Raw genomic sequence first — 21,695 nt, 5'->3', positions numbered from 1 at the left:
GATGGGCCTAGTAACAGGGCCCATTTTTCTATGTGCCGTCACAGAGTGTTAAAAATCATGTAACGAATCGGACACCCTCTAGGGTCAAAAGTCCTGCTACAATTATACATGACCGGAAATATACAGGGTAAAACAAAACAAAAAACTCTCTCACGAAGATGAATGCGAAAAAGGGGGTTACAAGAGAGAGAATCATTTGTGAATTTTTTCACATAAATTTGTGATTTTTTTCACAAAGTCGTAATAAATGCTGGTTTCCCCACTGGTATAATTCCGGTACATAAAGGCCAAAACGCGAATAGAAAGGGATCTTGTACATGGATATAGTGGATTTGGGACGACTTCAATTTGCGATAACGACTATCTTCCATTTTGTTTTTGTGCCGATTTCCATCGGGCTTTCATTATTAGTAGCCATTATGGAAACGATGTATGTGGTAAAAAAGAATGACTTGTACAAAAAAATGGCCAAGTTTTGGGGAACCTTTTTGCTCATAAATTTTGCTGTCGGGATTGTGACAGGGATCATGCAGGAGTTCCAATTTGGGATGAACTGGTCTGATTTCTCACGATTCGTCGGCGACGTATTTGGAACACCGCTAGCGATTGAGGCCCTCTTAGCATTTTTCCTCGAATCGACTTTTATTGGGCTTTGGGTGTTTGGTTGGGATCGTTTGTCCAAAGGTGTGCATCTCGCATGTATTTGGCTCGTATCCATCGGAACGATTCTTTCGGCTCTTTGGATTTTGGCAGCCAACTCGTTCATGCAGCAGCCAGTCGGCTTCGCTATCAATAACGGACGTGCAGAGATGGTCGATTTCTTCGCTCTCCTTACCAATGGACAATTACTATATGAATTCCCGCATACCGTATTTGCGGCATTTGCGACAGGTGCCTTCCTGGTAGCAGGTATCAGTGCTTGGAAGCTGTTGAAAAAACAAGACGTTACATTCTTTGTGCAATCTTTCAAAATTGCGATCGTGGTAGCATTGATTTCCTCTCTTGCTATTGCTCAATTCGGTCATGGTCAGGCACAGTATTTGGTTGCTACCCAACCGATGAAAATGGCAGCGAGTGAAGGGCTCTGGGAAACAAGCTCAGATCCAGCACCTTGGACAGTTTTTGCAACGATTGATCCAGAAAAACAAGAAAACGGTTTTGAAATAAAGATTCCTTATCTGCTTAGCGTCCTGACGTACAATTCACTTTCAGGTTCTGTACCGGGCATGTTGGAATTGCAAGCAGAGTATGAGAAAACCTACGGTCCAGGAAACTACATTCCACCCGTTCGGACGACCTTCTGGAGCTTCCGCATCATGGTAGCGGGCGGTAGTGCAATGATTTTGCTGGCTTTGTACGGGGCATATCTCGCTTTACGCAAAAAGCTGGAACAGCCAAACAAGCGGTTCATGCAGTTGATGGTTGCGGGTATCTCGTTGCCATTCATCGCAAACTCGGCAGGGTGGATTATGACGGAGGTAGGGCGTCAGCCGTGGACGGTATTCGGGCTACTGCGTGTTGAAGATTCAGTTTCGCCAAGCATTAGCACAGGAGAGGTATGGTTTTCTCTCATCGCCTTCACGACGATTTATCTCATCCTGCTGTGTCTCTTGGCTTATCTGTTTGCTCGTGTGGCCAAAAAAGGACCGGATATGGATAGTCATGGGGATGTAGAGGATTTACAGCTTCAGGACCCATTTGATCGTGTAAGGAGTGAACGTTATGGAGCTTAATGAACTGTGGTTCTTGCTCATTGCCGTTCTGTTTACCGGATTTTTCTTTCTCGAAGGCTTCGACTTTGGTGTCGGAATGGCGACACGTCTGCTATCACGAAATGATTTGCAAACCCGGGTTTTGATCAATACGATTGGCCCGTTCTGGGATGCCAATGAAGTCTGGCTGATTACAGCCGCTGGTGCGATGTTTGCAGCGTTTCCGGAGTGGTACTCCACGATGTTTAGCGGGTATTATCTCGTGCTTACGCTGATTCTACTTGCGTTGATTGGACGCGGCGTAGCATTTGAATTTAGAGGCAAAGGGAAAGGCGAGGCTTGGAAAAAGACGTGGGACGCAGCGATTCTGATTGGAAGCTTTGTACCGCCAATGTTGTTCGGAATGGTCTTTGCCAGCCTCGTGAAGGGTGTGCCGATTGATCAGAATATGGAAATGACTGCTGGCTTCTCTGACATTGTGAATGGTTACTCGCTGTGGGCAGGTGTGACAGTTACAGGACTATGCTTGTTGCACGGCCTGAACTTCATCTCGCTACGAACCGTGGGCGAGCTGCGTGAAAAATCACGTGTACTGGCAGCAAAGCTGTTGCCGATGCAAGCGGTTCTCATGGCGGTGCTTGTAGGGTGGACATTCATGGTAACCGATCTCTTTGAGCGCCAGGGTATTTTGTTGACAGCAGCCGTACTCTTAGGTGTTGTGGCTTTTGTACTGGCTCGTCACTTCTTGAGACAAGGCCGGGAAGGATGGGCTTTCGGGATGACAGGTGCGATGATCCTTTTGACGTTTGTCTCGATGTTTATCGGCTTGTTCCCACGGGTGATGGTCAGCACGATTGATAGCGCGTTTGATTTGACCCTCTATAATGCAGCTTCGAGTCCTTACACGTTAAAAGCAATGACCATTGTTGCAGCAGTGCTTTTACCGTTTGTGCTTGCCTATCAGGCGTGGAGCTACTTCGTTTTCCACAAACGAGTCACTGAAAAGGATCATTTGGAGTACTAATGGACAAGGAATTGTTCCGCTTACAAGGAATCCGACCGGTTATGCTGCTGCTAGCCGGTCTTTCCCTCCTGCAAAGTGCGGCGATTATCGGTCAGGCACTACTCTTGGCGAAGTCGATCGCAATCTTGTTTGAAGGTCAAGCCGTTCAGATGGCGTATCAGCCGCTTGCACTGTTTTTGGTCATGATAGCCGCTCGTCATACCATCGTTTGGCTGCAAAAGAAAGTCGCTGGCCGTTTTGCTGAAGCTTCCAGTGAGTCTTTGCAAGAGCGAGTTCTATCTCGATTGTTCGCGCGTGGTCCACGTTTTGCCGCCAGTGAAGGAAGCGGAAAACTTGTTACGCTTGTCCTAGAAGGTGTAGAGCGTGTACGCACCTACCTGGAGTTGTCTGTTCCGCGTACGCTGGATATGGTTTTTGTTACGTTTCCGCTTCTGGCATTTGTCTACATGCAAGATGTGATTTCTGGACTGATTCTGACGGTAACGATGCCTGTTCTCATTGGATTTTTTATCGTACTTGGTCTGGCGGCGCGTAAACAGGCAGACAAACAATGGCGTTCGTATCGAATGCTATCCCATCACTTCACCGATTCGCTTCGCGGGCTTGCGACGCTCCGGTTTTTGGGACGTAGCAAAGACCATGGGGAAACCGTCGGGCGAGTGAGCGATCAATATCGATCTGCTACGATGCGTACGTTGCGGGTGGCCTTTTTGTCTTCATTGGCACTCGACTTCTTCAGCATGCTGTCAGTTGCGTTTGTGGCGGTTGGTCTTGGGTTGCGGCTGATTGAAGGAAACTTTGGATTTGAAACGGCATTGGTCATCCTGATTGTTGCACCGGAATACTTTTTGCCAGTACGGATGCTGGGATCGGACTACCACGCCTCATTGGATGGCAAGGAAGCGTTGGGGACTATTCGTACCATTATCGATAGTGCCGCCACGGATGAACATAAGGCGGAGCCACAAGCAACAGATAGCCAGACGTCTCTGACAGGTGTTTTGGATGGAACGATTACCTTGTCCGATATTCGTGTCGTCGGTGAGGATGGAAGACAGGTACTGGGTCAGGTATCTGCGGAATTGGGCAGCAACATGAGAAGAGTGGGCATTGTAGGGGCGAGCGGGGCTGGAAAATCAACCCTCCTTGGAGTGCTAGGCGGCTTTTCTGATCCCGAAGCTGGCGTGGTACAAGTAGATGGGCAACCCATTACGGGGGATGCGAAGCAGGAGTGGCAGCGGCAAATCGCTTACATTCCACAGCATCCGTATTTGTTCAATCAATCGTTGGCGGATAACATTCGCTTCTATGAGCCGGAAGCGACGCAGGAACAGGTGGAGCAAGTGATTCGTGATGTTGGTCTGGGAGAGCTGGTGGACAGCTTGCCAAATGGCTGTGACGAAATCATTGGCGAAGGGGGACGCACGTTAAGCGGCGGACAGGCACAGCGGGTTGCATTGGGACGTGCACTGCTTGGTAACCGACCAGTGATTTTGCTCGACGAACCGACTGCTCACTTAGATATTGAAACGGAATGGGAGCTCAAACAGACCATGTTGTCGGTGTTGGGGGACAGGCGCGTATTTTTGGCCACGCATCGCTTGCATTGGATGCGAGACATGGATTGGATTTGGGTAATCGACCAGGGACGGCTGGTAGAAGTGGGGACCTATGAACAGCTCGTTGCACAAAAAAGTGTATTTTATCGGTTGTTGACAGCTGGTGCCAAGGGGGAGAAAGGATGAAGGAAGCGCGAGAAGGCAATCAGGGGTGGTTTCTTCCATACTTTCGCCAGTTTTTCTGGCAGTTTGCCGCAGCGGCTTTGCTGGGAACCTTGGCAGTGGCATGCGCGGGTGCTTTGCTGTATACGTCCGGGTATCTGATTTCTCGCTCCGCACTCCAGCCCGAAAACGTCTTAATGGTCTATGTTCCCATCGTACTTGTCCGGGCATTTGGTTTTAGCAAAGCAGTCATTCAGTATCTGGAGCGTTTGGTTGGGCACGATGCAGCTTTGCGTGTGTTATCGCGTATGCGTGTGCGTTTGTATCAGGCCATCGAGCCGCAAGATCAGCTCCTTGGCACTCGTTTTCGTACGGGAGATTTGCTTGGTGTACTAGCGGATGACATTGAGCAACTACAGAATGTTTATCTGCGCTTTGTGCTGCCAGCCGTCTCGGCGGTCTTCCTCTATGGGGCAGGTATTGTAGCACTGGGAAGAATGGACGGGATGTTCGCGCTGCTGATGGCGTTGTACTGTGGTTTTCTGCTGTTTGTTGCACCCGCGGTAGTCTTGTGGTCATCCATTGCCAAGAGTCGTCGGTTCAAGCAGGAGAGACAGGCAGCATACCGGGAGCTGACCGATGCTGTTTTTGGCATGAGTGACTGGATTCTCAGTGGTCGTACGCAGCAGTTTCTCCAGTTGTTTACAAGACGGCAAAAGACAGCTACCCAAATCGAAAACGCCATTCGACGCGGAGAATGGCGCGTCCAGTGGATGTCGCAGTGTGCAATCGGTGGGGCTATTGTCTTATTGGTCATCTGGGCGGGCGGACTTGCCGCTGCGGATCAGATTCCCGCTACGTTGGTTGCTGCGATTGGACTGGTCGCCTTTCCGTTGATGGATGCGTTTGCCCGTATTTCTGACGCTGTTGTGCGAATGCCAGAATACAAGGAGTCTCTGGAGCGGCTTCGGGAGATCGAGGGCAGTCGTCCAACCATTACGGAAGCGCAGAAGGAAAAGCTGGCTAATCAAGCCGGAGGTAGTTTGAAGCTCGATCATGTTCATTTTCGCTACCCACATGCCAGCAGTTTGAGTGTGCAGGATGTGTCGTTTGAGGTGCCTCAAGGGGGGAAAGTCGCGTTGCTCGGTCGCAGCGGAGCGGGTAAATCGACGATACTAAACTTGATTCGAGGTGCCATACAGCCACAAGCAGGTCAGGTGACCGTAAATGGGCAGCCTGTCCAGTCAGAGGAGACTTCTGCTTGTTTGTTTTCCGTGTTGAATCAGCAGCCGTATTTGTTTGACACAACCGTAGCCAACAACATCAGGCTGGGTCGACCCGATGCCTCCGATGAAGAAGTGCGTGCTGTGACAGCTCAAGTCGGTCTGGATCAACTGATTGAATCCCTACCGGACGGTTATCAAACACGGATGCAGGAGACCGGTCTGCGCTTCTCTGGCGGAGAAAGGCAGCGTATAGCCCTTGCCCGGATTTTGCTGCAAAACAAGCCAATTGTTCTCCTTGACGAGCCCACGGTGGGATTAGATCCGTTGACTGAAAGCGATCTGATGGCAACGATCTTCCGTGTCTTGCAAGGGAAAACATTGATTTGGGTGACTCACCACTTGAGCGGAGTAGAGCAAATGGACGAGATCATTTTTATGGAGCAGGGATTCATCTCAATGCGAGGGACACATGAGCAGTTGTATCAGGACAATCCAAGGTATCGCAACCTGTATACATTGGACTGTCCATTGGCGCCAGTGTTGGAAAAATAAGAAGGGGAAGAGAGGCTGTTCCAAAGAGGGACAGCCTTTTTCGCTTAAGATAAGGCCTCGCTGGTTACACCCCGGTAGTAATGAGTGTGCCCGTCATCATAAGTGGTTTGCCCTGAAAACTCGTGGTAATGACTTCCGTCTGGCAACGGAATAGGCGGACTCGTCCATCCCCTGTAGTGATGCACATGTCCATCATCAAACGTGGTCGTGCCTTCGTAGTAATGGACGTGCCGATCTCTCATTCCTTCTGGGGGCGACGTTCTGCCACGTATTCGATGACGATGACGATCCGAAATGCTTGTTAGTGTATCATACCCATGAAAATGCCCAGGTCGATCAGCAAATCGTATAAAGCGTAATGAATGAGAGTGCTGAGAGCTCATTAAGAAACGCCCCTTTACAATCATTTATCACTAATAAATGCGTTCGTCAGGCGTTTCGAAACGGACATTCGTCTATGCCGTTTCATAACTTGCAAATGCAGAACACGAAAAGCAAAAGAGCCTTCCTCATTGGAGAAGGCTCTCGTCTGATTAAAACAGTTTTTTCCCCATGATATGATCGAGTGGAATCACGCCAATGACTCTACTATCATCGCTATTGTTACGATTATCTCCCATCACAAACACATGGTTTTCCGGTATGACGATTTTGGAATCAGGTACGTCGACCATCTTTTCTTTTATGTACGGCTCGTTTAACGGCTGCCCATTCCGATACAGGTTCTCGTTCTTAAACTCCAAAGTATCGCCAGGTTTGCCAATGACTCGTTTTACCCAGAATGTTTTGGCATCGCTATTCCCCATGGCGAGCATGAGCAGAGGATTTTCAAGGATGTCATCTTTTAACGTACGATCCCGGTCTACACGGCTGTCGATCACTACAATATCGTTGTACTCAGGGAGATAAGAGAATGTGTGGGACAATTTCGACACATAGATGCGTTCGGCGTTTTGCAATGTGGGCTCCATCGATTGTCCATTTACTTTAAAAGGTTGGAGAACAAATATGTTAACCAGCAACGCAAGTGAAAGGGAGATGCCCAACGTTTTGGTCCAGCCCCATATTTCTTTTACACTTTTCAATTCAGACCGCATCCTTCCACGTGAAAAATTACTTGGTGTGGCTATTGATTAGTACGTGAAATGGTGCTTCTTGGTTACGGAAATGAGAAGAGAAGCTTGTGAAGCAAACGAAATTAAGGTCCATTTCCATCTGCTTTTATAATCTTGCACTTCATGTTCTTGGTAATAAGCTGAGGGAGTGCTAAGGGCGTTATAGACCATTAATCCAGCTAGTGTAAGGAGACCAAACGCAAGATACTCAGCATAATTGCCAGCCTGATCGATGTTCCCTGTCGTCATCGCTATGATCATACAGAGAATCTGCAAAACAGCGCCAAAACCAAGTGCTTTCAGCATGTGAACGACCTACTTTTTTGGATAGTGTAGACGATAATGACGAGTGGTCATAAGATTAGATCTTTTTTATAAAAGTAACCCGGTCGTTCCCTTTTCCATCATAATTAGAAGTCACATCGATTCCATCCACCATTTGATCTCCTTTTTCAACCGCAAAACCTAGCTTCGTGTGGAAGGAGATTGAGCCTTTATTAACAGGGGAGGTAATGCATCGAATCGTATCGCATCCTTTTTGTTTTACGGTTTGAAAGAAATGATGGTATAATTCGCGGCCCCATCCATCTTTTCGCTTGTCTGGATGTACCCCAACGAAGTGAATGTAAGCTTCTCCGGGGAACGTCTGGGACAAGAAGCCGATGAGGAAAGCGATAACTTCTCCATCCTCTTCAACAATAAAGCTCGTTGGCTGGAAATGGATAAAAAACAGCTTGGGTAACATATCAGACATTTGTCGCCCACCCCACCAATCGTTGAGAACCGTAATAACTTTGAGGTAGTCTTGCTCTTCTACATTTCGGATTTTCATCATGCGTGTCTCCTTATCAATATAATCACTGTGACAAGTCTTTCTGCTCCGGCAGTTTTTCCCAGACTACTATGATTAGCGTTGCGATAGGACCGAGGATTAAAGAAAGAAAAAACCAATTAAGACCGCTACGATTTTTTCCTTGAGCTAGTCCAGCGTTGATGAGGGCCAATGTACCCCAACCAACATAATATTGATCTTCCATTTGAGAATCTGCCTCCATTGTTGATATGTTGCTCCTATCATATACGTAATAAAGAGAATAGAGTTGCTAAGAGTTTTACAAAATGTGTATGAACAAACTAAAAATGGCCAATCGAAAACGAAGGGCCACTGAGAGGAGCATAATTCACTTGGTCGAGTGGTTCCCTGAACCATTACATCATGCGTTTTGATGCTCGGTTATTTATACAAAATATCATCCCGTAGTGATCCTACTTTGCCGAGAGCATCGGCAATATCTTCTTCGCTGACACCAAAGTGAGTCAAGGCATCACGCAGATGCTTAACGATAGCATCAAAATGAATGGGTTGCAGATTCATTCCTTCGTGAGCTTTTGCCATGGACTGGCCAGAATATTGATTCGGACCACCGAGGGCATAGCTGATGAACTTTGTTTGGTGTTTACGCTGTTTTTCCATATCGGTGTTTTTGAAAAAGTGGTTCACGGTGTCATCAGCTAAAACTAAATCATAAAAGTAGTCCACTACTTTTGCGACCGTATCTTCCCCACCATATTTCTCGTAAAACGTGCTCATTATTGGCCTCCTTAGGACGTTTGCTTCCCTTATATATTCCACCATTGTTGGAAACCTATTAAAGAAAAGCCCGCAAGCTGATGCCGATTGCGTTTCGACGTCAGCTTGCGGACTAGATGCATGCTATGTGGGCTTTGCTTTAGCCAACTTTCCTGATCACTTTCGAATTTCCACCTGAACTGACAATGATCCATCCTTCAGGAACAGGCGAGGCTTGCAGTACCTCAATCTGTGTTCCGTAAGGAGCCCCATTGACATTTCTGATCACATTCGATCCTCCATAGGTTCGAACCATGATCCATCCTTTTGGGATAGGCGAAGCGAGCATCACTTCTACCTCCGTGCCGTACGAAGCACCGTTCACATTCCTGATTACATTCGATCCTCCAAAGGCTCGCACCATGACCCATCCTTCAGGAATAGGGGAGGCGAGCATCACCTCTATCTCCGTACCATAAGAAGCACCGTTCATATTTTTGATTACATTCGATCCTCTAAAGGCTCGAACCATGACCCATCCGATTGGGATAGGCGAAGCGAGCAGCACCTCTACCTCCGTGCCATAAGAAGCACCGTTCACATTCCTGATCAGGTTTTGCGTTCCTAAAGTTCTAACGATAACCCATCCGGCTGGAATAGGTGAGGTAAGCGACACCCAGATTTCTTCACCATACGTGGCGTTTCTGATGTTTTTATTGGAAGCGTAGGTGGTTGCTTTTTCCTGTGTAGGGAGCGCTGCCCCTTGGACTTGTGTGGCTAGAGAGGGTACTACGACGACTGAACTTAATGACAGGATAATAAGTGCTTTTTTAAACATGAGCATCAACCTTTCTGAAATGGTGAATGTTGTTTAGAAAACAATCATCGAGTCGCAGTTAAAAAGTTGTATATTTCTAAAAATACCAATTTATTACATTTTATACGATTATCGTTCTGATTACTTTAGGAGATATTGTCGAATGGCACGCAAAGTTGACAATATGTTGAACAGGCGTGAGAAAAGCAAATAACCCTCTCATCAGTTGAGAGGGTTGAGGTAAGGGTAGATTGTCCGCGCGCGGTGCGTAATAGAGAGTATTCCTATTTCATAAAGCTTAGAGCCACACCAATGGAATAAGGCACAAGCCATAAAATCCATACGATCAGGCTAAATTTATGGAATTGCTTGATCTGATTTTCTTTCTTTTTCCACAGTACGACACACGCCCACACTGTATGGAAAAACATCAAGATCAGAGCGATCAACCCAGTAATGCCATGCAAATTTAAGCTGGAGCTCTCAGCGAGCAATTTCATAAAGGTAGTTCCAATGGTATCGAATACTAAACCGAAACCAAAAAAGATAAGATGGGTCAGCTTTAGTTCTCCAGAACGTCTTTCGCTCCATACGCCAATCGTGTAGGCAAGTAGAGCGAGATTTATAAAAATGACAGCTGCTGTTAACATGTTAGATCATCTCCTGTATCATTTCTTTTGACTACGCTTGTAAGTGTAATCGTTGAATATGAACGAGAGATGAACACAATCGTTAAGTGTCTAGAGTAAGTATTCGTCAGCAACTAGTTGCGTAGAAAAAAGAGGCTTTCATATGCGAAAGCCTCCATGAATAATCCAAACATTTAAGGAATTGTCACCGATACGGTTCCAACTGCTCTCCCGATTCCAGTGTTCCTTACCAATATATAGTATTTTCCTGCGGGTAATTCTTCGGAGCTTGTAAAAGTAAAGGATCCGCTACCCTCAAAGCGTCCAGTACCCAATGTTCCACTAGATCCATCTGGACCAAAACTCAAGATTCGATAGGTCAAGTTGGGTTTAATGGAGGAAAGCCTGCTTTTCTGCGTTACATGAACAGTAATCTTTCCAGGTGACTGAATATCGAACAATTTAGAGTCAACAGAGCTTCTACTCCCTAATTTAGTGTAACGCAAAACTTCTGTGGTTTTCGAAACAGGAGCAACCGCTTCTGTAGACTGTGGTTGGGGACTGCTAGCTATTGTGCTTGTCGGAATAACAAGCATGGCAGATAATGCGAGAAGTGTGGTTTGAATAAATTTTTTCATTATTACCACCTCCAATTTATTGGTATTTAATAATACATTACCTTTGCATCCAAAAATTAGCAATATTTTCAGGTGAGAAATATACATAATAAAGGCCCATTTTAAAGGAATACATGGAATAGGAACTGATGCCCCTTTCGAGGAGCACCAGCCCTGCAGAGTTAGTTTTCTAGTTGTGACAGATCATCTGCATCAAACAAGTGTTTCAAGATGGCGTGGCTCACCTCGGTCACAGGCTCGAAAACAAAAGCAACCAGGTGTTCGTGCGGCTCCAAATAGTAATTCCTGTAGCCTAGCTGAATCAACTCCCGATTGAGTCGCGCTGCATCTTCGAAACTTGCGTAAAAATACAGATACTTGGTCATAATATCACCTCCTTCCGCAGTAAACCGTAGCAGAAGGAGTAGAATCACACCAACGATCATGACCTTGATTTCCAATTGGAAAAGGAAAAAAACCCTTATTGTAAATAAGGGTTTTTCGTGCCCAGAACGAACGATTCTCCGAGGAAATCCACGTAACCATGATTCCGCAACAACGTGGGGCAGACCGACATTTACCTGTATGGATTATGTATATTTGCGGCTATGAAAATAACCATACAGAAAACTCATGATCATACCGATACTGGATATTCCAAAGCTATCCAGGTTGTACCGAGTGAGTCTGTATGTGTAGATTCTATTCGCAAGTTGAGCCAGAGCGAACGCAACAAATAGGTAAAGGGAAATATCCACAAGAGCATCCTTCCTAAAGTGTATGGGATTATATGTAAATCATATCACGGAGGGACCATTCTTGAGATGAAGTAATTCCGTTGAAGCCGAAGAAAAATAAGAAAAACCCTTAAAAAATAATAAGGGTTTTCCTTTTCTCATAACCTGCTCGCTCTACCGATTGTCCACTTTTTCTGGATACATATCATGATTCATCATCCGATGGCTTGCCATCTCCTCGTATTTCGTCCCCGGCTTCCCGTAGTTGCAATACGGATCGATCGAGATGCCGCCGCGCGGAGTGAACTTGCCCCATACCTCGATGTAGCGTGGGTCCATCAGCTTGATTAAATCGTTCATGATGACGTTCACGCAATCCTCGTGGAAATCGCCGTGATTGCGGAAGCTGAACAAGTACAGCTTGAGCGATTTGCTCTCTACCATTTTGATGTCAGGAATGTAGCTGATATAGATCGTCGCAAAGTCTGGTTGGCCGGTAATCGGGCACAGGCTGGTGAATTCAGGGCAGTTGAATTTTACGAAATAATCGCGGTACGGATGCTTGTTGTCAAAAGATTCCAGTACGCTAGGGTCATAGGAGTAGTTGTACGTTGTGCCTTGATTCCCCAAAAGAGTGAGGGAGGATAAATCGCGTTCTTGTTGATGTGCCATATGAGTACAGTCCTCTTTTCTTCCATGAGAGTAAAATATCGTTTAAACGCCTCGTTTATTGCCCCAAACAAGCGCATGTAGTTGGGGAAGAACCTTCGCGTCATTCATGTCAGGTGTCGCCATCGCCTGATCAATCAGCCATTCAAAGCTCTCCAAAAGCTTTTCCCGAAGCCGAGACGTATCAGCGTCCGTCAGATCACTGTTTCCTGGCTGTAAGTAGAAAGGAACATCTGGATAGCGCTGATGAATCGTCTGTGCATAGGCAAAGTCGGCGTCGTCGAAAACAACGACTTTCAGGCTAAGTCCTGGATGTTTTTGTTCCAACAGCTCGTGCACAATTCGATCAAGCGCTAGAAAATCTGTTTCCATCCCGGAACTAGGCGGCTTTGGTGAAATTGTAATGTCGTCAATGAGTGGTAGCCACGCTTGCCACTTGCTGCCTTGTGTTTCGACTGCTGTGCGAATGCCATGTTCCTTTAAAAGGGCGATTAAGTCACCGATGCCAGCCAAAAGCGCAGGATTTCCCCCGGAGATTGTGACATGGGAAAAACGGTCCCCGCCTAAGCGAGTGAGCTCCTCCCAGATCGCCTCGGGCGACATTTGCCGGATTTCATCACGGGCAGATCCATCCCATGTAAAAGCGGAGTCACACCAACTGCAACGATAGTCACAGCCAGCAGTTCGAACAAACATCGTTTTTTGTCCGATAACCATTCCTTCGCCTTGAATCGTAGGACCGAATATTTCCAAGACCGGGATCATTCCATCATCCACTCCCGTCTTGCCTCTGCATAGCTGGTCGGTGTCTCGAACAGGCGAACGAACTCCACCCGAGCGCCGTCGTAGCGGTCACGGTAGGCATCTGACTGCAATTGTTTTTCCATCTCTTCGAAAATCCACACGACCATGTTTTCGGCGGTGGTATTCATCGGAGGAAGCATTTCATTCAGATAGCGATGATCCAAATAAATTTCGATGTGCTCTTTCCAGATTTGCTTGATGTCACCGAAATCGATCACGAGTCCGATCTCGTCTGGAAAGCCACTGATGCCAAATACGACCGTGTACGTATGGCCGTGCAGGTTTTTGCACTTTCCTTCATAGGCGTGCAGATGATGTGCAGCGTCAAAAGTAAATTCCTTGCTTACCAAAACGCGTTTGTTATGGTAGCGAAGCTGTGATTTTTGAATATGGGTACCCAGTGCCTGCATGCGGTCGACGATACGAAAATCAAAGTTCGCACTCATCAGGCTTTTTCTCCAGGTTGATTTTTCTCGGAAAGATACGTGTCCAGTCCGGCTTTTCGCAGGTGGCAGGCAGGGCATTCGCCACAGCCGTCCCCTTTGATGCCGTTATAGCAGGTGAGGGTATTTTCGCGAATATAGGTGAAGGCACCCAGATCGTCCGCCAGCTTCCACGTTTGTGCTTTGTTCAGCCACATGAGCGGCGTGTGAATCACAAACGGGTAGTCCATCGACAAATTCAATGTCACATTGAGTGATTTGATAAAGGCGTCACGGCAGTCGGGATATCCGCTAAAATCCGTTTCGCATACACCGGTAACCAAGTGACGTGCTCCTCGTTGCTTGGCGAAGACGCCCGCAAAGGAAAGGAACAACAAGTTGCGTCCGTCGACGAACGTGGATGGCAATTGGCCTTCTTCCTGGGTAATATCAATATCTGTGCGGGTGAGTGCATTGGGCGCGAGCTGGTTTAACAGGCTCATGTCCAATACGGAGTTTTTGACGCCGAGTTCTGCGGCAATTTGCTGGGCGCACTCGATCTCCAGCTTGTGTCGCTGCCCGTAATCAAACGTGAGGGTTTCTACTTCGCCGAATTGCTCTTTCGCCCAAAACAGGCAGGTAGTGCTGTCCTGACCTCCGCTAAAGACGACAACGGCTTTTTCCTTTTTCATTGCTCTCCATCTCCTTTTGAAGTATCGAAGAAAGAGAGTTCTTGAACTTTCCTGCAAAAAAACAATAACAATACCAAAGAAAGGTACTGTTATCCGGCTTAGTTTTTTATAGAGGGAGTTCGCGAACCTCTCCCGTGCAGATGCACGGATTTCTTATTTGTGGAACCCAAATGGGCACCTTGAGACATTATACAACAATCAGCGCCAAAGTGGGGGGATTATCGCTTGGAAAAAGATTGACGGATGGAGGTGCTACTGCTAGTGTTTTTTTCATAATCGATCAACATGGAGTGGAGCGGGTGATTTTGATGAGAGATGTCCCTTTCGTGGAAGAATATCGCGGCGGCATTCTGGAGAACGTACATAACGGCATCGTGTGCGGCGTGAATGAAAAAGGAGAGGTGGCTTATCAGGCAGGTGATGAGAACCATATCACCTTATTGCGATCCGCAGCTAAGCCCTTTCAAGCCATTCCCATCGCCAAACGTAAAATTGATGAAAAATTCGGACTGAACAGCAGCGAAGCAGCACTTTTTGCGGCCTCACATCGTGGTGAAGTCTATCATATGGAAGGCTTGGAGTCGATTTTACGAAAGACCGGCATTCGGGAGGACGAATTGCTTACTTGCCCGACTTATCCGCTCAACGAGGAGCCGAAGTTCGCTTGCTTGTCCCAAGGCATAGAAAAACGCAGACTCTTTCATAACTGTGCGGGAAAGCATTTGGGGTACTTGGCGCTGTCGAAGGATCAAGGATATTCCACTCATGATTACTACAAGGCAGAGCATCCAGCGCAACAGGAGGCATTGGAGGTGTTTGCCAACCTGGCTGACTATCCAAAAGAGCAGGTTCAGCTAAGTGTCGACGGCTGTGGCTTCCCGGTTTTTGCGTTACCGCTCAAGAACCTGGCGATCGCCTATCTAAAGCTCGCTTGCCCGGACCTGATCGAGGATCGCACGACGCGTGAGGCAGTAGAGAGTGTGACAGGGTGGATGACGAGTAGTCCCGAGATCATTGCCAGCCACAACTTCATCTGCACAGCACTTTTAATGGATGAAAATATAATTGCTAAAGGCGGGGCGATGGGTGTATATGGCTTTGCTTTGAAAAAGGAGAGACTCAGCTTCTCGCTTAAGGTACTGAATGGTTCGGAATTAGTATGGCCGCTTATTATCGCATCGATCTTGGAGCAGATTCAGTATGATAATCAGGAAACCATCGACCGACTGCATGCACTGGCACCAAAAGCTATTAAAAACGACAATCAGTTGGTGGTAGGGGAGAAACGACCAGTTTTTGTTTTGAACAAATGCTAAAAACGGAGGGGAAGTATCATGCTAGTGGAAGTGATTGCGACTTCAGTTGAGGATGCAAAACGTGCGGAGCAGGGCGGAGCTGACAGGCTGGAGCTCATCTCGGGAATTTTGGAGGGAGGCATTACTCCGAGCTGGGGATTGATTGAGGCAGTGGTCAAGGCGGTTTCCATCCCGGTAAACGTCATGGTGCGACCGCATAGCCAATCATTTTCCTATACAGCAGAAGAACTGGCGGTCATGCAGCAGGATGTACGTGTCATCCGTGAGCTTGGGGCAGCAGGTGTCGTTTTTGGCATGCTGACTCCAGAAAATACGCTCGATCAGCGGGGATTGGAGCTATTGCTTGGTGAGTCAGGTGCTTTGAATGTGACATTCCATCGTGCTTTTGATGATGCTGTGGATCAAATCGAAGCAGCGCGTATTCTCCTGGAATATCCCCAAGTGCGCACCATTCTTACTTCTGGGGGGCAAAAAACCGCCATCGAGGGAGCTGATTGCATCGAGCAGCTCGTCAAGCTGACAGAGAACACGCAGCTCACGATTTTGGCAGGAAGCGGATTGTCGCTGGCTAACGTGGGAGACCTCGTGAAACGTACGGGTGTCAAAGAGGTTCATTTTGGATCGGCAGTACGAGAAGAAGGACAGGCTCTTCGATACGTCGATGCAGAGCGAGTGGCAGTCATCAAACAACTACTGTAAGCATAGAACAAGCCGATACCTTACTTCGTCAGGGTAGCCGGCTTGTTGTTCATTCGCTTCCGTATCCAGTAACCGACGATGAGAATTATCGGATACAAGAACCCTTTTGTTAAATCAAAAAATGGCCAGTACGTATACGTTTCGTATAAGAAAGCTCCGTTTGGAACGATGATAATCGCAATGGCGACATATAAGACGCAAATGGGTAAGGTGAGTGACTGATGCCCCTGTAAATGGAAAAGCTGCTTGATCCCCACGCAGAAACCATACATATACAGTACAACTTTGAAATAAATGGAGACAAACCACATGAGAGCCATCATCGCTTCCTGCCTTTGAAAGAACTCCCCTACATGGATTCGTTTGGCGAGGGAGTAGCTCGGAAAGGTCTCACGGGAAACCAATTCCGGGCCGAGCACCAAAAGCGATAAGAAAATGACGGCAAGCAGACAGACACTACCGTAAATGGCTCCACGCAAAAAAGCAGATGTGAGCTTATGTTTTGCATCGAGGAGTGGAGTAATCATGAGAAAAATAACCAGCTCCGAAAAGGGAAAAGCCGTGACTGCAAATACTCCTCTTATGACGGGCTTTATGCCATTTTCCAAGAAGGGGAGAAGGTTTTTGAATTCGAACTGAGGGCTTAACAAAAGAAAAAACATAACGAATGTAAAGACAAACCAGAGGAAAAAAATTTCGCTGGTCCGTGCAAAAGCTTCAAGTCCTAATCGAACAGCGAATATTGCACAGGCAACGAATAAAAACATGACAGCATGGATGGGTGTTTGCTTCATAATGTGCGTGGTCATGAAATCCCCAATCGTCCGTATATAGACAGCGCCGTTGAGTAATATAGCTCCCAAAAAGAAGAGAGAAAAGAACGTGCCGAGCCAACGCCCAAATATGAGCTTGTTCTTTTCAATCAGCGTTTGTTCGGGGTAGATACGACCGACTACACAAAACAAGTATACGATGGCTAGTCCCAGTACCATGCCGATCAATCCTGATAGCCACCCATCGTGACTTGCTTCAGTCGCAGGTACGGTAGGTAAGATCAGGATGGAATCTCCTATGGTGATGAATGTTACGAGGATGACGAATTGACGGCTGCCAATCTTATCGGAGTTCTGCATGATGCCTCACCTTGTCCGTAGGTTTATCTTACGTATTATTTCCAAGTTCAGGATGGATAAACGAAAAGTAAGAAGGAGCGGTCTCTTGTCTGATTCGTTTTCGGAATAGTATGATAAAAGGAAGCGACAAGAAACGATGAGCCAACAGGAGAAGGGAAGAAAAGCTGTGGAGCTGGAAAAAAGGTTGTCGACCATTATCGGACAAGCGGAGGGGACTTGGGGCGTCGTTGTAGAGGAACAAGGCGTAGCTAAAGGAATCCGTTTTGAACATGTACCGAACGAGCGGTTTATTGCGGAGAGTGTAATCAAAGTGCCGATCATGGCAGCCGTTTTCGCGGCAAGTGAGCAGGGGCATTTTCGATTGGATGATCAGCTTGTTCTACGCCAAGAGGAACTGGTGGGGGGATCTGGGATTTTGCACGCGCTATCTCCAGGCTTGAAGCTAACGATTCGCGACTTGGTGACCCTCATGATTATTCAGAGCGACAATACGGCGACCAATATGCTGATTGATTTGGTAGGAAAAGCGCAGATTGATCAGACCATGATTGATTTGGGAATGCGCCAAAGCTGTTATTCACGCAAACTCATGATTTATCCACTCGATGTCACAGAAAACAATACGATAACCGCTGGGAATGTTGCGAGTATGCTGGGGCATTTGGCAACGGGCAGTTATCTGTCTCAGCACGCCTGCAAAGAGATGATCGCTATTATGAAAAAGCAGCAAGTCCGTAATGGTCTGCCATCCCAATTGCCAAATGAGGAAGAATCCAATTATCCTGCATGGGAGCTGCCGTGTAAATCGGGCTGGGATACCGGCAGACAGCATGATGTAGGCTTGCTGTATACGAACAATCGCTGCTTTTCCATTACGGCCTTATCTAAAGAGGTAACCGCTCAATCCGCTCTGAACACACTAGGATTACTGGGAAGAGCTGTGTATGACTTCGCCATTCTGGCTGTCGATTAGATCGGCAGCTTTTTCATTTGTTTATGGCTAAAACTTGCTTGGAATCCCTTGCTCAAGTAGAGAATAGGCGATAATTGCAATGCCCAACTCTTTTGCCTTATTTGCCTACTCCCGTTCTAATTATTGATTTAAGATACTTTCTTCCAATACAGCATACTTGTCACCGTATTCCTTAATGATATGCTTTTCGCCCCATAAGCAGAGTGAATCGAGAATACTTTTCAAGCTCCAGCCGTACTCGCTGAGCTCATACTCTACTTTTGGCGGAACCTGATTGTAAATAATCCGGTTGATGATGCCATCGTCTTCAAGCTCTCTGAGTTGCTGTGTCAGCATTTTCTGTGTAATGCCGGGCATTAGTCGTTTCAACTCACTTGTACGTTTTTTTCCGTGAGTCAGGTGACACAAAATAACGCATTTCCACTTACCGCCGATGACCTCAAGTGTAGCTTCCACTGAAATGTTATACTTCTTCTTCATTGTTGATTTCCTCCTGAATGATAGGTACTTTTTGGTGCCTATCACACAAAAAAGTGCGTACTTTTACTTTTCGTTAGTCTATCTCATAATAACACTTGTCAAACGACATGAAGCACATTAGGTGGCTGAAAACAGTCATACTAACATAGAGAACAAGGATGGAGGAGACAAGTTATGCCAAAACATTTGCAAGATACGACTACGCTGTACAACGGGGTAAAAATGCCGTGGGTGGGTCTGGGTGTTTTTAAAGTAGAGGAAGGTCATGAGCTCGAGCTAGCTGTAAAAACAGCAATCAAGCACGGCTACCGCAGTATCGACACAGCCGCTATTTATAACAACGAGGAAGGCGTTGGCCGTGGAATCCGTGCAGGTTTGCAGGAAGCGGGTATCACGCGAGAAGATCTTTTTGTTACCTCGAAAGTATGGAATGCGGATTTGGGATACGAGTCCACATTGAATGCATATGAGACGAGCCTGAAAAAACTTGGGCTGGAATACCTGGACTTGTACCTCATTCACTGGCCGGTAGAAGGAAAGTTCAAAGAAGCATGGAGAGCATTGGAGACGCTGTACAAAAAAGGGTTGGTAAAAGCTATCGGGGTAAGCAATTTCCATGTTCATCATTTAGAGGAACTGCTTAAAGACGCTGAGATTAAGCCGATGGTAAACCAAGTGGAATTCCATCCGCGCCTGTCCCAGGATGAACTGCGTGCCTATTGCCAGGAGCAAGGGATTCAATTTGAAGCTTGGTCTCCGCTTATGCAAGGACAGCTATTGGACAATCCAGAACTAAAAGGAATTGCAGAAAAATACGGGAAGTCCATTGCCCAAGTCATTATACGCTGGGATTTGCAAAATGGCGTTGTGACCATTCCAAAGTCGACAAAAGAGCATCGAATCGTTGAGAATGCATCCGTATTTGATTTCGAACTGTCGAAAGAAGACATGGAAACGATTCATGCGTTGAACCAAAATCACCGAGTTGGTCCAGACCCGGATAACTTTGATTTTTAATAGCTGACCGCATACAAAAAACTCCTGAAATTATCAGGAGTTTTTTGCGTTGAGGAAAAGGAATCAAATGACTTCTGGCAACTGAATGTCGTCCATCGCAACCACACATTCAAATTGATTGGGGGAGTCGTGGTGAACATGCTCCTTGAGAATCCCCATTTTCACGAAAAAGCGCAGGCTGGTGTAGACGGTTGAGAGTGTGATGTTTGGCATCTCGTTTTTCAAAGCATGGTATACGTCTTTGGCTGTATAGTATTTCCGAGTGGTAAGCATAAAAAGGAGTACGGCTCTTCTTTGGATGGTTAATCTTTTTCCTAGATGCTTTACTTGTTGTGTGACACTGACAATATGATGGTCCATTACAGGTCACCTCGTTCTTAGATTATAATAATTACTATATTATAATTATCCTTTTTATTTTGTGTGTAGTCAACTTTTTCTTTCTATATCTTATCCAGCTCAGGGTTTGCGTGTGCATGTTTCTGGGGGAAGCGTAAATCTTACATAAGAGGGATAATGAAATAGGGGTTTTCTTTTCGACCAAAACATGGTAGTGTATGTGCGGATTTTGCTTACGTGATAATGTCAGGAGTGGAACCATGTGGCACGAAAAAGACGAACCGCAATCCAGATGAACAGTCCGCAGCGAAAAGTGCTCGAATATGGCATGCTGGTTCTAGGATCGCTAGTATTGGCAACTAGTTTCAATCTGTTTTTGAATCCAAACCAAATTGCTTCTGGAGGCGTTTCTGGGCTGTCTACGATTTTGCACAACTTGTTTGGTTTTTCTCCGGCAGTGGTGCAATGGGCAATGAATATTCCTTTGTTTCTATTAGGATTCAAACTTCTCGATCGGCAATACAGTTTGAAGGCGGCAGTTGGTTCGATTGTTCTCCCTTTGTGTGTCATGCTGACCAGTCACCTACAGCCGTTAACCACGAATCTCCTGCTGGCAAGTATTTATGGAGGAATCGGGGTAGGACTTGGGATTGGTATCGTATTTCGGGGGAGAGGATCGACGGGCGGTTTTTCAATTGCATCACAAATCCTCCACAAATATTCAGGAATTAGCTTGGGTGCATGTGTAGCTGTGTTTGATGGACTAGTGATCTTGTTTGCAGGGATTGTATTCGATCCGGAAAAAGCATTGTATGCACTTATCGCGTTGTTTGTGACCAGCAAGACGATTGATATTGTTCAGATGGGCTGGAATACATCCAAAGTCGCTTATATCATTTCGAATGAAACAGATACGCTAAGAGAAACCATCTTGTACGATTTGGACCGTGGTGTCACTTTGTTGGATGGTGCTGGTGGATATACCGGAGACGCGCGTAAGGTGCTCATGGCAGTTGTCAGCCAAAGTGAAGTGAGTAAGCTGAAAATCATGGTGCGATCCGTGGACCCAGATGCATTCATTATTTTATGCCCTGCTCAGGAAGTGTTGGGAGAGGGCTTTCGAGCGGGATAATATTATTATAGAAGAAAAGAGCGGTGGGGAGTCGTTCCACTGCTCTTTTTTTGTTCGATTTTTATTTTGAATGAAATTATTTTAGATTTTCTATTGCATTTAAAATTTATACGTGCTATATTAAATCTCGTGAGCGGGACACATATGAAACGCACACAACCAAAAACAAATCAAATGCCGGTGTAGCTCAATTGGTAGAGCACCTGACTTGTAATCAGGGGGTTGTGGGTTCAAGTCCTATCGCCGGCACCACTACTTAATCTGTAGTAGGGAAATGAAATGGAGCGCTTGATGGCGCG

Annotated in this window: 26 protein-coding genes, 1 tRNA gene and 1 riboswitch; of the genes, 10 read left to right on the top strand and 17 right to left on the bottom strand. The window is 46.5% G+C overall.

The genetic code is table 11. From position 1 onward, the window contains the following. Positions 1 to 317: 317 nt before the first annotated feature. The 4 genes from HP568_RS24430 to cydC are packed head-to-tail and all read left to right on the top strand — an operon-like array spanning position 318 to position 6,235. A complete protein-coding gene (locus tag HP568_RS24430; RefSeq protein ID WP_048034360.1) occupies positions 318 to 1,733 on the top strand; it encodes a cytochrome ubiquinol oxidase subunit I in 1,416 nt (471 codons plus the stop codon). Then, on the top strand, positions 1,723 to 2,736 hold the full coding sequence (cydB, locus tag HP568_RS24425) for a cytochrome d ubiquinol oxidase subunit II (RefSeq protein ID WP_173630469.1): 1,014 nt from the start codon (positions 1,723 to 1,725) through the stop codon (positions 2,734 to 2,736). The genes HP568_RS24430 and cydB overlap by 11 nt, the downstream gene beginning before the upstream one ends. Further along, the gene (gene cydD, locus HP568_RS24420; protein ID WP_173630468.1) at positions 2,736 to 4,481 is read left to right on the top strand and encodes a thiol reductant ABC exporter subunit CydD; all 1,746 of its coding nucleotides are present in this window, start codon (positions 2,736 to 2,738) and stop codon (positions 4,479 to 4,481) included. The genes cydB and cydD overlap by 1 nt, the downstream gene beginning before the upstream one ends. After that, positions 4,478 to 6,235, top strand: coding sequence for a thiol reductant ABC exporter subunit CydC (gene cydC, locus HP568_RS24415; RefSeq protein WP_173630467.1), 1,758 nt, complete (start codon positions 4,478 to 4,480; stop codon positions 6,233 to 6,235). The genes cydD and cydC overlap by 4 nt, the downstream gene beginning before the upstream one ends. 44 nt (positions 6,236 to 6,279) lie before the next feature. Here the strand turns inward: cydC and HP568_RS24410 are convergent, their stop codons facing one another. The 14 genes from HP568_RS24410 to queC all read right to left on the bottom strand — a co-directional run bounded on the left by HP568_RS24410 (position 6,280) and on the right by queC (position 14,307). After that, complete coding sequence (locus HP568_RS24410) at positions 6,280 to 6,618, bottom strand: YmaF family protein (protein WP_082517251.1); 339 nt, start codon at positions 6,616 to 6,618, stop codon at positions 6,280 to 6,282. Positions 6,619 to 6,768: 150 nt separating this feature from the next. Further along, entirely contained in the window at positions 6,769 to 7,332 is a 564-nt protein-coding gene (gene lepB / locus HP568_RS24405; RefSeq protein WP_048034356.1) for a signal peptidase I, read from the bottom strand. A 36-nt stretch (positions 7,333 to 7,368) separates the two neighbouring features. Further along, entirely contained in the window at positions 7,369 to 7,656 is a 288-nt protein-coding gene (locus HP568_RS24400) for a hypothetical protein (protein WP_173630466.1), read from the bottom strand. 55 nt (positions 7,657 to 7,711) lie between these two features. Further along, a complete protein-coding gene (locus HP568_RS24395) occupies positions 7,712 to 8,182 on the bottom strand; it encodes a GNAT family N-acetyltransferase (RefSeq protein ID WP_048034354.1) in 471 nt (156 codons plus the stop codon). 25 nt (positions 8,183 to 8,207) lie between these two features. After that, positions 8,208 to 8,387 (bottom strand): hypothetical protein, encoded by a 180-nt coding sequence (locus HP568_RS24390; RefSeq protein WP_048034353.1) that lies wholly within the window; start codon positions 8,385 to 8,387, stop codon positions 8,208 to 8,210. 197 nt (positions 8,388 to 8,584) lie between these two features. Continuing rightward, positions 8,585 to 8,941 carry a group I truncated hemoglobin gene (locus tag HP568_RS24385; RefSeq protein WP_173630465.1) on the bottom strand — a complete coding sequence of 119 codons (357 nt, stop codon included), beginning with the start codon at positions 8,939 to 8,941 and terminating at the stop codon, positions 8,585 to 8,587. Positions 8,942 to 9,080: 139 nt separating this feature from the next. Next, positions 9,081 to 9,758, bottom strand: a complete 678-nt coding sequence (locus tag HP568_RS24380; RefSeq protein WP_173630464.1) for a hypothetical protein — start codon at positions 9,756 to 9,758, stop codon at positions 9,081 to 9,083. Positions 9,759 to 10,021: 263 nt separating this feature from the next. Then, positions 10,022 to 10,387, bottom strand: coding sequence for an HsmA family protein (locus HP568_RS24375; protein WP_048034350.1), 366 nt, complete (start codon positions 10,385 to 10,387; stop codon positions 10,022 to 10,024). A gap of 173 nt (positions 10,388 to 10,560) precedes the next feature. After that, entirely contained in the window at positions 10,561 to 11,004 is a 444-nt protein-coding gene (locus tag HP568_RS24370) for a hypothetical protein (protein ID WP_048034349.1), read from the bottom strand. Positions 11,005 to 11,165: 161 nt separating this feature from the next. After that, positions 11,166 to 11,369 carry a hypothetical protein gene (locus tag HP568_RS24365; RefSeq protein ID WP_173630463.1) on the bottom strand — a complete coding sequence of 68 codons (204 nt, stop codon included), beginning with the start codon at positions 11,367 to 11,369 and terminating at the stop codon, positions 11,166 to 11,168. Positions 11,370 to 11,894: 525 nt separating this feature from the next. Beyond that, on the bottom strand, positions 11,895 to 12,392 hold the full coding sequence (gene queF / locus HP568_RS24360) for a preQ(1) synthase (RefSeq protein WP_007729714.1): 498 nt from the start codon (positions 12,390 to 12,392) through the stop codon (positions 11,895 to 11,897). 42 nt (positions 12,393 to 12,434) lie between these two features. Beyond that, a complete protein-coding gene (gene queE / locus HP568_RS24355) occupies positions 12,435 to 13,154 on the bottom strand; it encodes a 7-carboxy-7-deazaguanine synthase QueE (RefSeq protein WP_173630462.1) in 720 nt (239 codons plus the stop codon). Further along, positions 13,151 to 13,639, bottom strand: a complete 489-nt coding sequence (gene queD, locus HP568_RS24350; protein WP_015892823.1) for a 6-carboxytetrahydropterin synthase QueD — start codon at positions 13,637 to 13,639, stop codon at positions 13,151 to 13,153. The genes queE and queD overlap by 4 nt, the downstream gene beginning before the upstream one ends. Continuing rightward, complete coding sequence (gene queC / locus HP568_RS24345) at positions 13,639 to 14,307, bottom strand: 7-cyano-7-deazaguanine synthase QueC (protein ID WP_048034346.1); 669 nt, start codon at positions 14,305 to 14,307, stop codon at positions 13,639 to 13,641. Before queC ends, queD begins: the two co-directional genes overlap by 1 nt. Before the next feature lie 92 nt (positions 14,308 to 14,399). Next, positions 14,400 to 14,443: riboswitch (PreQ1 riboswitch) on the bottom strand. Positions 14,444 to 14,615: 172 nt separating this feature from the next. Here queC and HP568_RS24340 point away from each other — a divergent pair. Together HP568_RS24340 and HP568_RS24335 are read left to right on the top strand one after the other, a co-directional pair. Next, on the top strand, positions 14,616 to 15,623 hold the full coding sequence (locus HP568_RS24340) for an asparaginase (protein ID WP_173630494.1): 1,008 nt from the start codon (positions 14,616 to 14,618) through the stop codon (positions 15,621 to 15,623). 18 nt (positions 15,624 to 15,641) lie between these two features. After that, positions 15,642 to 16,322 carry a copper homeostasis protein CutC gene (locus HP568_RS24335; RefSeq protein WP_173630461.1) on the top strand — a complete coding sequence of 227 codons (681 nt, stop codon included), beginning with the start codon at positions 15,642 to 15,644 and terminating at the stop codon, positions 16,320 to 16,322. Between the two features lie 20 nt (positions 16,323 to 16,342). Here the strand turns inward: HP568_RS24335 and HP568_RS24330 are convergent, their stop codons facing one another. Further along, positions 16,343 to 17,455 (bottom strand): GerAB/ArcD/ProY family transporter, encoded by a 1,113-nt coding sequence (locus HP568_RS24330; RefSeq protein ID WP_173630460.1) that lies wholly within the window; start codon positions 17,453 to 17,455, stop codon positions 16,343 to 16,345. Positions 17,456 to 17,591: 136 nt separating this feature from the next. Between HP568_RS24330 and HP568_RS24325 the strand changes: the two genes are divergently transcribed. Then, positions 17,592 to 18,428, top strand: a complete 837-nt coding sequence (locus HP568_RS24325) for a serine hydrolase (RefSeq protein ID WP_217366756.1) — start codon at positions 17,592 to 17,594, stop codon at positions 18,426 to 18,428. 120 nt (positions 18,429 to 18,548) lie between these two features. Here the strand turns inward: HP568_RS24325 and HP568_RS24320 are convergent, their stop codons facing one another. After that, positions 18,549 to 18,908 (bottom strand): winged helix-turn-helix transcriptional regulator, encoded by a 360-nt coding sequence (locus HP568_RS24320; protein ID WP_048034342.1) that lies wholly within the window; start codon positions 18,906 to 18,908, stop codon positions 18,549 to 18,551. 174 nt (positions 18,909 to 19,082) lie between these two features. On the opposite strand from HP568_RS24320, the gene HP568_RS24315 reads away from it, so the two are divergent. Continuing rightward, positions 19,083 to 19,925 (top strand): aldo/keto reductase, encoded by an 843-nt coding sequence (locus tag HP568_RS24315; protein ID WP_173630459.1) that lies wholly within the window; start codon positions 19,083 to 19,085, stop codon positions 19,923 to 19,925. 63 nt (positions 19,926 to 19,988) lie between these two features. Here HP568_RS24315 and HP568_RS24310 read toward each other — a convergent pair whose 3' ends face one another. After that, positions 19,989 to 20,285 carry a Fur family transcriptional regulator gene (locus HP568_RS24310; RefSeq protein ID WP_048034340.1) on the bottom strand — a complete coding sequence of 99 codons (297 nt, stop codon included), beginning with the start codon at positions 20,283 to 20,285 and terminating at the stop codon, positions 19,989 to 19,991. A 241-nt stretch (positions 20,286 to 20,526) separates the two neighbouring features. On the opposite strand from HP568_RS24310, the gene HP568_RS24305 reads away from it, so the two are divergent. Continuing rightward, positions 20,527 to 21,396 carry a YitT family protein gene (locus HP568_RS24305; protein ID WP_056492436.1) on the top strand — a complete coding sequence of 290 codons (870 nt, stop codon included), beginning with the start codon at positions 20,527 to 20,529 and terminating at the stop codon, positions 21,394 to 21,396. Positions 21,397 to 21,572: 176 nt separating this feature from the next. Then, positions 21,573 to 21,648 (top strand) — tRNA-Thr (locus tag HP568_RS24300). Positions 21,649 to 21,695: the final 47 nt, after the last annotated feature.

Source organism: Brevibacillus sp. MS2.2, assembly GCF_013284345.1.
GTDB lineage: Bacteria > Bacillota > Bacilli > Brevibacillales > Brevibacillaceae > Brevibacillus > Brevibacillus brevis_C.
The sequence above is the reverse complement of the archived record's forward strand: the minus strand, read 5'-3'. Positions and strand labels throughout refer to the sequence as shown.

Coding starts and splice junctions, on each gene's coding strand:
- HP568_RS24430 (WP_048034360.1), top strand. CDS start 318: ATGGATATAGTGGATTTGGGACGACTTCAATTTGCGATAACGACTATC.
- cydB (WP_173630469.1), top strand. CDS start 1,723: ATGGAGCTTAATGAACTGTGGTTCTTGCTCATTGCCGTTCTGTTTACC.
- cydD (WP_173630468.1), top strand. CDS start 2,736: ATGGACAAGGAATTGTTCCGCTTACAAGGAATCCGACCGGTTATGCTG.
- cydC (WP_173630467.1), top strand. CDS start 4,478: ATGAAGGAAGCGCGAGAAGGCAATCAGGGGTGGTTTCTTCCATACTTT.
- HP568_RS24410 (WP_082517251.1), bottom strand. CDS start 6,618: ATGAGCTCTCAGCACTCTCATTCATTACGCTTTATACGATTTGCTGAT.
- lepB (WP_048034356.1), bottom strand. CDS start 7,332: ATGCGGTCTGAATTGAAAAGTGTAAAAGAAATATGGGGCTGGACCAAA.
- HP568_RS24400 (WP_173630466.1), bottom strand. CDS start 7,656: ATGCTGAAAGCACTTGGTTTTGGCGCTGTTTTGCAGATTCTCTGTATG.
- HP568_RS24395 (WP_048034354.1), bottom strand. CDS start 8,182: ATGAAAATCCGAAATGTAGAAGAGCAAGACTACCTCAAAGTTATTACG.
- HP568_RS24390 (WP_048034353.1), bottom strand. CDS start 8,387: ATGGAAGATCAATATTATGTTGGTTGGGGTACATTGGCCCTCATCAAC.
- HP568_RS24385 (WP_173630465.1), bottom strand. CDS start 8,941: ATGAGCACGTTTTACGAGAAATATGGTGGGGAAGATACGGTCGCAAAA.
- HP568_RS24380 (WP_173630464.1), bottom strand. CDS start 9,758: ATGTTTAAAAAAGCACTTATTATCCTGTCATTAAGTTCAGTCGTCGTA.
- HP568_RS24375 (WP_048034350.1), bottom strand. CDS start 10,387: ATGTTAACAGCAGCTGTCATTTTTATAAATCTCGCTCTACTTGCCTAC.
- HP568_RS24370 (WP_048034349.1), bottom strand. CDS start 11,004: ATGAAAAAATTTATTCAAACCACACTTCTCGCATTATCTGCCATGCTT.
- HP568_RS24365 (WP_173630463.1), bottom strand. CDS start 11,369: ATGACCAAGTATCTGTATTTTTACGCAAGTTTCGAAGATGCAGCGCGA.
- queF (WP_007729714.1), bottom strand. CDS start 12,392: ATGGCACATCAACAAGAACGCGATTTATCCTCCCTCACTCTTTTGGGG.
- queE (WP_173630462.1), bottom strand. CDS start 13,154: ATGATCCCGGTCTTGGAAATATTCGGTCCTACGATTCAAGGCGAAGGA.
- queD (WP_015892823.1), bottom strand. CDS start 13,639: ATGAGTGCGAACTTTGATTTTCGTATCGTCGACCGCATGCAGGCACTG.
- queC (WP_048034346.1), bottom strand. CDS start 14,307: ATGAAAAAGGAAAAAGCCGTTGTCGTCTTTAGCGGAGGTCAGGACAGC.
- HP568_RS24340 (WP_173630494.1), top strand. CDS start 14,616: ATGAGAGATGTCCCTTTCGTGGAAGAATATCGCGGCGGCATTCTGGAG.
- HP568_RS24335 (WP_173630461.1), top strand. CDS start 15,642: ATGCTAGTGGAAGTGATTGCGACTTCAGTTGAGGATGCAAAACGTGCG.
- HP568_RS24330 (WP_173630460.1), bottom strand. CDS start 17,455: ATGCAGAACTCCGATAAGATTGGCAGCCGTCAATTCGTCATCCTCGTA.
- HP568_RS24325 (WP_217366756.1), top strand. CDS start 17,592: ATGAGCCAACAGGAGAAGGGAAGAAAAGCTGTGGAGCTGGAAAAAAGG.
- HP568_RS24320 (WP_048034342.1), bottom strand. CDS start 18,908: ATGAAGAAGAAGTATAACATTTCAGTGGAAGCTACACTTGAGGTCATC.
- HP568_RS24315 (WP_173630459.1), top strand. CDS start 19,083: ATGCCAAAACATTTGCAAGATACGACTACGCTGTACAACGGGGTAAAA.
- HP568_RS24310 (WP_048034340.1), bottom strand. CDS start 20,285: ATGGACCATCATATTGTCAGTGTCACACAACAAGTAAAGCATCTAGGA.